The organism is Mucilaginibacter aureus (genome assembly GCF_053514885.1).
Genome location: NZ_CP170601.1, coordinates 5307459 through 5320153, shown reverse-complemented (window position 1 = coordinate 5320153; position 12695 = coordinate 5307459). Strand labels below are relative to the sequence as shown.

The 12695-nt window shown below is 45.4% G+C and carries 13 protein-coding genes; 11 read left to right on the top strand and 2 right to left on the bottom strand.

Annotation, left to right across the window (positions count from 1 at the left end; genetic code table 11):
- The first annotated feature begins 105 nt into the window (after nucleotides 1–105).
- Together ACFGVR_RS22950 and ACFGVR_RS22945 are read left to right on the top strand one after the other, a co-directional pair.
- A complete protein-coding gene (locus ACFGVR_RS22950) occupies nucleotides 106–717 on the top strand; it encodes an RNA polymerase sigma factor (protein ID WP_448700025.1) in 612 nt (203 codons plus the stop codon).
- A gap of 10 nt (nucleotides 718–727) precedes the next feature.
- Nucleotides 728–1939 carry a hypothetical protein gene (locus tag ACFGVR_RS22945; protein WP_448700024.1) on the top strand — a complete coding sequence of 404 codons (1212 nt, stop codon included), beginning with the start codon at nucleotides 728–730 and terminating at the stop codon, nucleotides 1937–1939.
- Between the two features lie 124 nt (nucleotides 1940–2063).
- Here the strand turns inward: ACFGVR_RS22945 and ACFGVR_RS22940 are convergent, their stop codons facing one another.
- Together ACFGVR_RS22940 and ACFGVR_RS22935 are read right to left on the bottom strand one after the other, a co-directional pair.
- Nucleotides 2064–4418, bottom strand: coding sequence for an endonuclease MutS2 (locus ACFGVR_RS22940; RefSeq protein WP_448700023.1), 2355 nt, complete (start codon nucleotides 4416–4418; stop codon nucleotides 2064–2066).
- Nucleotides 4419–4979: a DUF4296 domain-containing protein gene (locus tag ACFGVR_RS22935; RefSeq protein WP_448700021.1), complete on the bottom strand. Its 561-nt coding sequence runs from the start codon at nucleotides 4977–4979 to the stop codon at nucleotides 4419–4421. It lies immediately after the preceding gene.
- 41 nt (nucleotides 4980–5020) lie between these two features.
- On the opposite strand from ACFGVR_RS22935, the gene ACFGVR_RS22930 reads away from it, so the two are divergent.
- The 9 genes from ACFGVR_RS22930 to ACFGVR_RS22890 all read left to right on the top strand — a co-directional run bounded on the left by ACFGVR_RS22930 (nucleotide 5021) and on the right by ACFGVR_RS22890 (nucleotide 12686).
- Nucleotides 5021–5710, top strand: coding sequence for a YggS family pyridoxal phosphate-dependent enzyme (locus tag ACFGVR_RS22930; protein ID WP_448700020.1), 690 nt, complete (start codon nucleotides 5021–5023; stop codon nucleotides 5708–5710).
- Nucleotides 5711–5784: 74 nt separating this feature from the next.
- On the top strand, nucleotides 5785–6252 hold the full coding sequence (locus ACFGVR_RS22925; RefSeq protein ID WP_448700019.1) for an N-acetyltransferase family protein: 468 nt from the start codon (nucleotides 5785–5787) through the stop codon (nucleotides 6250–6252).
- Nucleotides 6249–7049, top strand: coding sequence for a DUF3298 domain-containing protein (locus tag ACFGVR_RS22920; RefSeq protein ID WP_448700018.1), 801 nt, complete (start codon nucleotides 6249–6251; stop codon nucleotides 7047–7049). The genes ACFGVR_RS22925 and ACFGVR_RS22920 overlap by 4 nt, the downstream gene beginning before the upstream one ends.
- Complete coding sequence (locus ACFGVR_RS22915; protein ID WP_448700017.1) at nucleotides 7049–8305, top strand: aspartate kinase; 1257 nt, start codon at nucleotides 7049–7051, stop codon at nucleotides 8303–8305. Before ACFGVR_RS22920 ends, ACFGVR_RS22915 begins: the two co-directional genes overlap by 1 nt.
- 146 nt (nucleotides 8306–8451) lie before the next feature.
- Nucleotides 8452–8979, top strand: coding sequence for a hypothetical protein (locus ACFGVR_RS22910; RefSeq protein WP_448700016.1), 528 nt, complete (start codon nucleotides 8452–8454; stop codon nucleotides 8977–8979).
- Between the two features lie 342 nt (nucleotides 8980–9321).
- Nucleotides 9322–10317, top strand: a complete 996-nt coding sequence (gene gap / locus ACFGVR_RS22905; RefSeq protein WP_448700015.1) for a type I glyceraldehyde-3-phosphate dehydrogenase — start codon at nucleotides 9322–9324, stop codon at nucleotides 10315–10317.
- A complete protein-coding gene (locus ACFGVR_RS22900; RefSeq protein WP_448700014.1) occupies nucleotides 10314–10766 on the top strand; it encodes a GNAT family N-acetyltransferase in 453 nt (150 codons plus the stop codon). The genes gap and ACFGVR_RS22900 overlap by 4 nt, the downstream gene beginning before the upstream one ends.
- A gap of 122 nt (nucleotides 10767–10888) precedes the next feature.
- Nucleotides 10889–12079 carry a phosphoglycerate kinase gene (locus ACFGVR_RS22895; protein ID WP_448700013.1) on the top strand — a complete coding sequence of 397 codons (1191 nt, stop codon included), beginning with the start codon at nucleotides 10889–10891 and terminating at the stop codon, nucleotides 12077–12079.
- Nucleotides 12080–12155: 76 nt separating this feature from the next.
- Nucleotides 12156–12686 carry a GNAT family N-acetyltransferase gene (locus ACFGVR_RS22890; RefSeq protein WP_448700012.1) on the top strand — a complete coding sequence of 177 codons (531 nt, stop codon included), beginning with the start codon at nucleotides 12156–12158 and terminating at the stop codon, nucleotides 12684–12686.
- Nucleotides 12687–12695: the final 9 nt, after the last annotated feature.

The window sequence follows — 12695 nt, the reverse complement described above, 5'->3', positions numbered from 1 at the left end:
TTAGATCTTATCGAAAAAAAAATCAGTGTGGAGGCAACCATTACCCAGGTTTTGCTGTGTTGACCACGTTACACCAAAACTTATTACGAAGTAATAATACCCCCGATGGGAGAAGAAGAATTACAAGAAATACTGGCGGGCTGCCTCAAAAACGATCGGAAGCATCAAAAAGAGCTCTACAAAACATTTTATGGGTTTGCCATGGCGATATGCCTTCGTTATGCTGTTAACCGGTACGAAGCATCGGAGGTAATGAATCAGGGCTTTTATAAAGTTTTTACCAAACTCGCTCAGTACGACCGGGTAAAACCTTTCAAAGCCTGGCTGGGCCGGGTAATGATCAACACAGCCATTAATTACTACCACAGCAATTTAAAAATGGCCTATACCGAAAGCCTGGACAATGTAGAATATGCCGGTAATTACGATCTGCCCGATCATAAATTAGAATACGACGACCTGCTGGCTATGATACAGAAACTGCCGCAGGCATACCGCACCGTATTCAACTTATATGCCATTGAAGGTTACACACACGAAGAGATCGGTGAATTGTTAGGCATATCCGGTGGGACCTCGAAATCCAACCTGTTTAAGGCCAGGGAAAAACTTAAAAAAATGATCATAGCGGCGGCGCAGCTTCCGGGCACTTCGGGTACCGATACTTATTACGCCACCAACGCCATTGATGTACTTAATTTAAAAGTGACGCTTTAATAGATAACATATGAAACCGAATAGTGATAACGAATTGGATTTTCTGTTCAAAAGCAAGCTAACTACTGAGAGGCACAGCCCGGTTTTCGTGGAAGAAGAATGGGAGAGTATGGAGAGTATCCTATCGCCCCAACCCCGCAAAAAAAAGAGGGGGATGATCTGGCTGTACCGTGTATCTGGTGGTATGGCTGCATCGCTGCTTTTATATTTAAGTGTGCATTTTATACAACATAACCCCGGCAAACCGATGGGCGGTAGTTCAGCTAAAACCGGATATACTGTTGCCCGTCCGGATAGAGAGAACGCCGGCATAGTTACAAAAACAAATAAGATAACATCGCACCCAAACAGCGCTTCGCATATTTTGTATGGTGTTGCAAAAGAAGCGGGTTATCATATCCACACCAAAAATACGCCGGTTAATGTGGAGCTTGCTGATAGTGCGGAGAAGATCTATACAACCCTGCAAACACTTAGCCTCGCGGTTCAAAACAGCAATTTGCATATTAACGAAAGCCTTACCCCGGCATTGGCCATTGTGCCTGCAATTATCGATCCGGCAACAGGCTTAACCACACTTGCTGATCATCAAAAGCCGGCAACATCCGTTACGACAAGCGCACCCCGATTTGCGCTTACTGTGTTGGCTGCGCCCGATGTAAACGGGGTTAGTTCGTTTCATAATGAGCAAACGGGGCTTAACCTGGCGGTAGGGTTCTCATTAAAACTATCCCCCAAATTAAGCATCACTACAGGTGCCGCCTATGCGATAAAACCCTACCAAACCGGTTTGAGCAATTACAGAACAAACAGCCCCGGCTGGAGTGCCGGCCTGTGGACAAGCAACGCCAAACCCAACACGGTTAATGCCAACTGTTATGTGCTCGATGTCCCACTCAATATCAATTATCAACTGTATAACAAGGGCCGCAATAGCTTTACCGTGGGCACGGGCTTATCATCATACATTATGCTAAAAGAGGATTACCGCTTCAACTTCCCCGATCCAGCTAAAGATGGCGTTGATGTCGACATCAGCAATCAAAATCAACACCTGTTGGGCATATTGAATATGAATGTCAATTATCAGCACCAGCTCAACAATAAGCTTGGGTTGGTTGTGCAACCCTATTTAAAGCTGCCATTAACGCAGATAGGTTTCGGTCAGGTTGGTTTGCAATCGGCAGGGGTAGCGGTTGGGTTTAATTGGAATGTGAGGTAGGTTTTAAAGCGTCACTGCGAGGCATGAAGCAGTCCCCGATTTACAGAGTCGTTTTGCATAGTCCGACTTGCCTATTGGGGATTGCTTCATACCTCGCAAAGACGTGAGGAGAGAAAATTCGAAATCACTTCAAATACACGTACGTAATCCCATCACCACCTCTATCGGCATGCTCATCTTCCATGCGGTCAACCTCACTGTATTTGCGCAGGTACTCGCGTATCAGCTTGCGTAAAATCCCATCGCCTTTACCGTGAATGATCTTGAGGTTACCGAAACCCATCATAATAGCCTTATCCAGGTATTTTTCAATTTCGTAAAGGGCCTCTTCGCCGCGTTTGCCGCGCACATCGATCTCCGGACTAAAATTGGCCAGACTGTCCGTATTACTGTTGTACGAACGGCGAACTTCCTTCGGTACTTCCTTTTTCGATACCTTTTGCACCCGGTTCTTTTTGGCTACGGTGCGCAGGTCGCCAATGGCAATGATCAGGTTATCGCGGGCAATCTCCATAATTACGCCGGTTGTATCGCTGTCGTTTAGTTTTACCCAATCGCCAACCTTCAACTCTTCGGCCACAGGCTTTGGTGCAATAGGCTTAACTGTATTTTTCTTAACCTCGCTGTTCAGCTTTTCGCGAAGCTCGCGGGTTTTTTCCTTATCGGCGTTACTGCTCTTAATTTCAGATATCGTATTCTCAACCAGCTTATTGGCGTTTAGGATGATGTTTTTGGCTTCCTGTTTGGCCTCACTCACCAGCGTGCGTTTGTTTTCGTCGTAGTAGGCTTTTAACTTCTCGTTCTCCTGCATCAACTCGCTCACGCGGCGCTGTTGCTTTTCGAGCTGCACTTTTGATAGGTACAGTTCGTTCTTTTCGCGCTCCAGGTCAACAAGCAAGGTATCCACCTTTTTCTGGCTGTCGCCGATCTTATTTTTAGCCAGGTTAAGCACCTGCTGCGGCAAACCTATTTTTTGTGCTATCTCAAATGCGTAGCTACTACCCGGTTTACCAACTTCGAGCATATACAAGGGCCGCATTTCCTTATTATCAAACAGCATCGAAGCATTTTCCAGCCCGGCGGTATTACTCGCGAAGATCTTTAAATTACTATAGTGCGTGGTTACCATACCCTTTACCTTTTTAAGGTTAAGCGATTCGAGCACTGCTTCGGCAATAGGGCCGCCAAACTGCGGGTCGGTACCGGTACCAAACTCATCGATCAATATCAGCGTTTTACCGTTGGCCTGCTCCACAAAATTCTTCATTTTGCTCAGGTGCGCACTGTAGGTACTCAGGTCACTTTCTATCGATTGGTCATCGCCAATATCTACAAATATCTGCTTAAACACGCCCACCTCGCTGGCTTCGGCAGCAGGTATCAGCAAGCCTGCCTGCACCATCATCTGCAATAAACCAACGGTTTTCATACAAACCGATTTACCACCGGCATTAGGGCCCGATACTACAACAATGCGGTTCTGTTCGTCAATCTGTACATTAAGCGGCACCACGGTTTTATGCTCTTTTTTAAAGCTTAAAAATAGCAATGGGTGCCGTGCATTAACCAGCTTTATGCGTGCATCCTGGTGTAAAACCGGCATGCTGGCCTCAATATCTATCGCGAAAAGCGCCTTTGCCCGCACAAAGTCAAGCTTGGTTAACAGGCTATGGTACGATAGCAGGAGCGGGGTATAAGGCCGCAGTTCGTCGGTCAGCGCGGTCAGTATTTTAACTATCTCGCGGCGGCGCTCAAATTCAAGGTCGCGTATGCGGTTGTTTAAAGTAAAAACCTCTTCAGGTTCCATATACACGGTTTGCCCGGATGCCGATTCGTCGTGTATAAAACCCTTCAGTTTGCGTTTGTTTTCCGCTAACAGCGGGATACACAGGCGCCCATCGCGTACAGTTAAACTGCCGTCAGCTGTCCAGCCGCTGCCTGTGGCTGTTTTAAAAATATGGTCTATCTTTCGGCGGGCTTCCTGTTCTGCTTTGGCTATACCCGATGTTATTTCCATCAGTTGCTGAGAAGCATTGGGCCGTATCTTACCCTTTGGGTCAATAACCCGGTCAATGTGTTTTAATATGATCTTCTCTATCGGCAAATGCTCAAACAAAGCTTCCAGGTCAGGGTACTGCCCTTCGCGCTCGTTAAAGTAGCTGATCACGGCAAAAACCGTAGTAAGCGATGCCTGTACCTGGTAAAATTCCTCTTCGCTTAAAAAAGCGCCTTCCAACCGGGCTTTGTTAGCCAGACTCTTGATATCAAAAAAGTGGTGGATAGGCAGCGGCGAATCGTTCTCCAGTATATTTTTAAACTCCTGCGCCTGGCTCAAAAACTTACGTATCTGGTCGTAATTGCTCATTACCTGTATGCGGTCAACCATTTGCTGGCCCATTGTGCTCAGGCAACGCGTTTTGATCAGTTCCTTTACTTCGGTAAAACCAAGTTTATCAACACTGTTATTGGGGTAAAGCATTTATTGAGCGGGAGTGAGTTTTCTGTTCTTAAATTTAATGGTGTTGTGAAACTGCTTTATCCTTTTAAACTCAGCCTCGTTTTTTTTGTTAGCGGTTTTCATCGAGTCTTCAATATGTTTACGATACACGTTAGCTATCGAGTCGGCCTTGTTTTTAGCTTTGATCGAATCGGCTTTAAAGTTAGGAGCCTTACGTTTCACAGCATCAATATGGTCCTTTATTTTCTTTAACGAGTCTGCCTTTTTGGTTAGCCTTCGGCTTACACCCTCATATATTAAACTGAGTTCATCAGGGTGCAGCGAATAATATTTCAGGCTTTTCCTGAATGTTACACTATCCGTATGGTGGATCTTAAAAACAGCCAGGTAAAGCCCCATGCCATGCTTTGCAATGCTATCGGGCTGATTAGGAACCTGGTACAGGCTTCCGTTCACAATATGTATATCGGTAAGCAACTCAGCCATATCGTGCATTTTAAGCAGCCCTTTCGGCGTATCATCCGAACTGCAGCTACAAAAAAAACATACCGAACAAAAAAACAAGATGATATAAAAACGCATTCTGTAATTTAGCACCATTTAATGGGTAAAATTACGGATTAATGAGTATTGCAGATAATATAAAAAATTTAAATGCCGAAACCAGCCGTTTAAAGGTAAAACTGGTGGCGGTATCAAAAACAAAACCGGTTGAAGACATTGAGGAAGCCTATGCCGCCGGCCAGCGCATTTTTGGCGAAAACCAGGTGCAGGAACTGGTTGAAAAGTACGAAAAGCTGCCAAAAGATATCCAATGGCACCTGATAGGCCACCTGCAAACCAACAAGGTAAAATATATTGCGCCCTTCATCAGTTTGATCGAGTCTGTTGATAGTTTAAAACTTTTGCAGGAAATTAATAAACAGGCCGCTAAAAACGAGCGGGTAATTAACTGCCTGCTGCAGATTTATATTGCCGACGAGGACACCAAGTTTGGCCTGGGATATGATGAACTGATCGAATTGTTACGTTCGGATGAGTACCGGGCTATGCAAAATGTGCGTATTATTGGCCTGATGGGCATTGCCACCAACACCGATAACGAAAAGCAGATCAAAGATGAGTTTTACGAACTCAAAACCTTGTTTGATGGCATTAAGCTAAGCTTTTTCCGCAAGGACGACTTTTTTAAAGAAGTATCGATGGGCATGTCGTCCGACTATAAACTGGCCATTGAGCAGGGCAGCACTATGGTAAGGCTTGGCAGCACCATATTCGGGCAAAGGGTTATTAAACACTGGAAAAATAATTAATACTGGGAGATGCGCAACTGGTTCCCCTCTTGAGAGGGGGCAGGGGTGTGTCTCGACACAACAAAGGAAACAATATGCAGATAAATTTACGGGAAGCGAGAAGAGAAGATTGCCCAAGGTTGCTGGAACTGGTACACGAACTGGCCGTATTCGAAAAAGCACCCGATGAAGTGGAGGTAAGCCTGGAAGAATTTGAAGATGCAGGCTTTGGCGCCAAACCGGTTTGGAAAGCCTTTGTGGTCGAGGCTGATCAATACATTGTTGGGTTCGCATTATATTATGTGCGCTACTCTACCTGGAAAGGCAGACGTGTATACCTCGAGGACCTCATCATTACCGAAAGCATGCGCGGTAAAGGCTTTGGTAAGTTATTGTTTGATCGCATAGTACAGGAAACCAAAGAACTGGGCTTTAGCGGCATGGTTTGGCAGGTGCTCGATTGGAACCAGCCCGCCATCGATTTTTATAAAAAGTATGAGGCAGGCATCGAAGCCGGCTGGCTCAACGCATCTTTATCAAAACAACAGGTACACAAAGCATGAACATAAAACGGGTTTTGGTTGTTCCGCTTATCGCGATGATCTTTTCGTCGTGTTTCCATTCTGGGCAACAGGGTACAAAACCCGATATCACTACCGATACCCTGCACTACACCTACCAGGTTATCAAAGAGCGGGCCCCGGATTGCGGCAATAAACCTGATAGTGGCTGTGCTGTGGCCAAAATAAAGTACCCGGTATTTGCCGGTCAGGATCTGTTGAATGATTCCGTATCCCAAAAGATACTCAACCTGTTTGATGCTCATCCCGATAAGGATCTGCAAACCCGCGCCAAACATTTCATTACCGAATACGAATCATTTAAAAAGGCAAAAAAGAAAACATTGCTGTCCTTCAACCTCGCTCTGTATGCTAACGTGGTGCGCCAGGATTCAAGCCTCGTCACCATCGAAACCGGCGGTTCAACCTTTTCGGGGAATGCGCATCCTATCCAGTTAACCTTATTCACGAACTGGAACACGGCTACCCAAAAGCAGATCGCGTTAAGCGATATTTTTGTGGATGGTTATTTGCCTAAACTCACCAAAATTGCCGAAGCCATCTTCCGTAAAAACGAAAACCTCAAGGATACTTCGTCACTGGCGCGCGATTATTTTTTTAAAGGCAATATCTTCTCGCTCAACCATAACTTTCTGATCATGCCCTGGGGGATACGCTTTTTATATAACCAGTACGAAATTAAACCCTATGCCGCCGGTGTAACCGATCTGTTCATCCCGTACACACAAATCAAAACATTGCTCAAACCGCATACCGTGGTTAGCCAATACATTAAATAATGCAGGTATATAAATTTGGAGGCGCATCGGTAAAGAATGCTGCCGGTATCATCAACTTAACCGAGATAGTCCGCAAAAACCGGGATAAGCAATTGCTTATCGTCGTATCGGCCATGGGCAAAACCACTAACGCGCTCGAAAAACTAACCCGCGCTTATGTAGAGCAAAGCGACGAGATGCATAGCGTTTTTGACGAGATCAAGCAATATCACCACGATATTTTAGTTGAGCTATTTCCGGCAAACCACGCGGTTTTTAACGAAGTGAATAACACTTTCGTGGAAATTGAGTGGGCAATAGAAGAGGAGCCGCATGATGATTTTGATTTTATTTATGATCAGATCGTATCCATCGGCGAAATGGTATCAACCCGCATTGTTAATGCTTACCTCAATAAAGCCGGTATAAAAAGCCATTGGCTGGATGCGCGCGGTTATATCCACACCGATAACACTTATCGTGAAGGAATTGTTGATTGGAGCAAAACCTGCAAAAGTATTGAACAGGATGTACCCAAACTGCTGGAGAAAGGCGTGGTAATTACCCCGGGTTTTGTTGGGGGCACATCCGAAAACTTTACCACTACGCTGGGGCGCGAAGGGTCGGACTATACCGCGTCTATTTTTGCGGCATGCCTGAAGGCCGAATCGGTTACCATCTGGAAAGATGTACCCGGTGTTTTAAATGCCGACCCGAAGCTGTTCCCCGATACGGTAAAGTACGATGAATTATCCTACGCCGAAGCCATCGAGATGACCTATTACGGCGCCAGTGTTATCCATCCCAAAACCATTAAACCACTGCAAAATGCCAAAATACCTTTGCTGGTAAAGCCGTTTATGCATCCTGATGAAGCCGGTACCATCATCCGCGAAAGCGAATTTATAAAATACGATACCCCGGTGATCATCGTAAAGCCCAACCAGGTTTTGTTGTCGATATCCACCAAAGACTACTCTTTTATATCCGAGAACCACCTGAGCGAAATCTTCCACACATTTGCGCAAAGCCATGTTAAGGTAAACACCATGCAAAATTCGGCCAGGAGTTTTTCGGTTTGTTTTGATCATGATGCCGAACGTTTTGAAAAACTATTGCAATCGTTTCAGCATAATTTTCGCATCAAATACAATAGTCAGCTTATGCTGATCACTGTGCGCCACTATAAACAGGAGTTGCTTAAAGAATTAACTACGGGCAAGGTTGTATTGCTTGAGCAACTGAGCCGCAATACCGTGCAAATGGTGGTAAAGTAGATAATAAGATACAGCGTCATCCCGAACTTGTTTCGTGATCTCTCGTAATTGCTATGCGCCCGGCCGTCCGTAAGCCACCGAAACAAGTTTACATGTGGTGCTTCAAACTTATTCTCATTTGGCGGGTTGTATTGTAAACTAAGCAAATGGTTAAGTTAACAGTTAACGAGCGGCGCCTACTGGCCACAAAGCTAAAAGCCAGTCGTGGTTTTTTAACTCATTTTATCAAAATAGCAATGGTGCGCCCCGAGATGAGCAAAAGCTCGGTCGAAAATGGCCTCGACTTGCTTAAATACCTCGAAAACGTGCCCGACGTACTGCCAGAAGGTTTCTTTTTCGATGTGATCATCAAGATTTATAATTATGGTAAAGATACCGGCCTTGACACCGAACCCGGTGTATACTGGATAGCCTGGCAGGCTGAATTGAACGAAAATACCCTGGCTTACTGTAACCACACACACAGTATCCTCGAAAACGGCGAACGTGAAAAAATAGCCAAATACGAATACAAATACCAGGTTTGGGACGATGGCACACGTATAGAAGAAGATGTCCCTATGAACCTGGAAGATTATAAAGTTCCGTTTTTAAACAATGCCGCCAACCCGCATAAGTTCAGGCCTAAAGGCTCGTGGCTGAGTGCCAATATTGCTTTTACCAAAGGGGAATAAGAATCAAGAGCCAAGATGCAAGAATCAAGATAATTACGAGCCGCGAAGACTTGCGTTAAGGATGGGAGCGGATACCGGCCCCGTGGCTAAGGCCTGTGCAGTATGAGCGTACAGCCTGGGCCGAAGGCAACGCCCAAATCTAAATTACGTATAATACTTTACTGCCCTTATAAAACCTAATTATCTAATTACAATAAGCCACTCTCTACAAAAAAAATCTACTCTTCTGTAAACTATTCACAATAAGCATATCCGCAACACCATCACAACTTTGCAACTTTAAAACATTTCAATCCTCCAACGTTTTAAACTTCATACCTTTGCCGCCTGAATATTTCTAAGATGAGAATAGCTATCAATGGTTTTGGCAGGATAGGCCGGATATTTTTACGGCAGATATTGCAGCACCCCAATATCGAGGTGGTTGCCATTAACGATCTGACCGATACCGAAACCCTGGCACATTTATTTAAGTACGATTCGGTACACCGTGGGTTTAAAGGTGAGGTTGGTTTTGATGCCGGTACGCTGATCATTAATGGTAAACATATCAGTGTAATTGCCGAAAAAGACCCTTTGCAATTGCCCTGGGGCGAATTGGGTATCGACCTGGTTGTAGAGTCGACAGGTAAATTTACATCGCGGCAGGCAGCAGCACAGCATTTAACGGCCGGAGCCAAACAGGTTATTATTTCCGCTCCTTCGGGCGATAGGGATGTACCAACGGTAGTTTTGGGTGTAAATGACGGCCAGGTCGATCTGCATTCGGCGGTGCTGTCAAATGCATCGTGTACTACCAATAATGTAGCCACCATGGTTAAGGTGTTGGATGATAACTGGGGAATTATTGATGGCTATATTACCACGGTACACTCGATGACGGGCGACCAAAATCTGCACGATGCGCCGCATAAAGACCTGCGACGGGCACGGGCGGCCTCGGCATCCATCATCCCCACAACAACCGGGGCGGCAAAGGCTATTACCTCAATATTTCCGCACTTAAAGGGCAAGTTAGGCGGGGCAGGTATCCGCGTGCCGGTTTTAAACGGTTCGCTTACCGATTTTACCTGCAGCCTAAAGCAAACCCCAACGGTTGAAGAGATCAATGCTGCGTTTAAGCGGGCTTCGCAAGGCGCCATGCAGGATATATTGGAATATACCGAAGACCCCATCGTTTCGGTTGATATACTGGATAACCCGCACAGCTGCATATTCGATTCACAGCTCACATCTGTAGTAGGCGGTTTGGTTAAAGTGGTTGGCTGGTATGATAACGAAATGGGATATTCAAGCCGTTTAGCTAATTTGGTGGAAGAAATCAGTTTACTCAAATGATCAGATTTATCAGTCTCGACGATGTGTTCGATATCCGCAACATTGTATTGCGCGAAGGAAAACTGCCCCCCGGCCAGCCCCACTTCCCATCCGATGATGTAGAAGGCGCTTTCCACCTCGGCTATTTTGCTGATAATACGCTGGTTTGTGTAGCCTCCTTTCATCCCGAACCGCGTGAGCCGTTTGCCGGTGTTGGTTATCAATTACGCGGAATGGCTACGTTAGAAGAGCATCGCGGAAAAAATATCGGCAACCAGTTACTCAACTTTGCCATAGTTTACCTGCGCGGCCAAAAGGCTAACTATATATGGTGCAATGCCCGTAAAAAAGCAGCGAAGTTCTATCAAAATATTGGCTTCGAGATCATTTCGCCCGAATTCGAAGTAGCGGGCATTGGTCCGCATTATGTGATGTATCTTAAAATCCGTGATCCTGATACCATAAGTTAACTGGAGGTTACCTCTTCATCAATAAATAGGCATTCACGGCGATTTTTTTAGCGTTTTATTATCCGTTTTGGTAATAATTTCGGAATTTGGCGCTCATTCAACTTTAATTGCAATCCATATTTATGAAAACAATAGATCAGATAAAATTTTCAGGTAAAAAAGCATTGATCAGGGTCGACTTTAACGTGCCGCTCGACGACGATTTTAAAATAACCGACGATAACCGTATCACGGCTGCTTTGCCAACGATCAATAAAATATTAAAGGATGGCGGCTCGGTTATCCTGATGTCGCACCTGGGCAGGCCAAAAGATGGCCCTACCGATAAATATTCGTTAAAACACGTGGTGGCTCATCTGTCCGATCTGTTAGGCCAGCAGGTTGAGTTTGCCAACGATTGTATTGGGGAAGAAGCCGTACAAAAAGCAAAAGCACTGCAGCCGGGCGAGGTTTTATTGCTCGAGAACCTGCGCTTTTATAAAGAAGAAGAAAAAGGCGACGTAGCTTTCGCCGAAAAACTGTCGAAACTTGGCGATGTGTATGTGAACGATGCCTTTGGTACCGCGCACCGTGCGCATGCTTCAACAGCGGTTATTGCGCAGTTTTTTCCTAACGCCAAATACTTTGGCTATTTAATGGCCGGCGAGCTGGCCAATGCCGAAAAGATATTGAACGGCGCAGCCAGGCCGTTTACCGCCATTATGGGCGGTTCAAAGGTTTCGGATAAAATATTACTGATCGAAAAGCTGCTTGATAAGGTAGATAACCTCATCATTGGCGGCGGTATGGCTTACACTTTCGCTAAAGCGGATGGCGGTACCATCGGCAAATCGCTGGTTGAGGCCGATAAGCTTGATCTGGCTACCTCTATCGTACAAAAGGCAAAAGATAAAGGTGTTAAATTATACCTGCCGACCGATACCGTTATTGCCGATGCCTTTGCCAACGATGCCAATAAAGAGGTATCGCCAACCAAAGCTATTAAAGACGATTGGATGGGTCTGGATATCGGCCCCGAAACTGTAAAAGCATTCAGCAAGGTTGTTGAAAGCTCGAAAACTATTTTGTGGAACGGCCCGATGGGTGTTTTTGAAATGGAAAGCTTTTTAGTGGGTACCAAAGCCATTGCCGATGCCGTAGTAAAAGCTACCGAAGCAGGTGCATTCTCGCTAATAGGCGGCGGCGACTCTGCAGCAGCGGTTTCTAAGTTTGGTTTAACCGATGAGGTGAGCTATGTATCTACCGGCGGCGGTGCGCTGCTCGAATACATGGAAGGTAAAGAATTGCCGGGCGTTAAAGCGATAAACGAATAATAACTAATATATCATCAAAGGTTTAAAGAGGCAGGCTGCAATAGTTTGCCTCTTTTGTGTATAGATAGATCCTGTTATGATGCCGCGAATATTTATTGAAACATCAAGGTTGATATTGCGCGATTGGATAGAAAGCGATTACCAGTCTTTCATCAATATGAATAAAGATGTACGTGTGATGGAGTTTTTTCCATCGGTTTTAACCGAAGCAGAAACCATGGCCAGCGTAGGCAGGATAACCACACAAATAAATGAACATGGTTACGGCCTGTATGCGGTGCAGCGTAAAGATGATGGCCGTTTTATTGGTTTCACCGGTTTTAATCCCACCCGTTTCGATAGTCATTTTACGCCCTGTATCGAAATTGGCTGGCGGTACAGCTTTGCCGATTGGGGGCAGGGTTTTGCAACCGAAGCCGCAACCGCGTGCCTTAAATACAATAGCGATGTTTTAAAGTTGGGCACAATTTACTCGTTCACCGCCGTACTAAACCAGCGCTCTCAGCGGGTAATGCAAAAGATAGGGATGCAGTACGAGGGCGTTTTCGATCACCCGCAACTAACTGAAGGGCATCCGTTAAGGTCACATGCTTTATATAGGTATTAGCATCTTTTT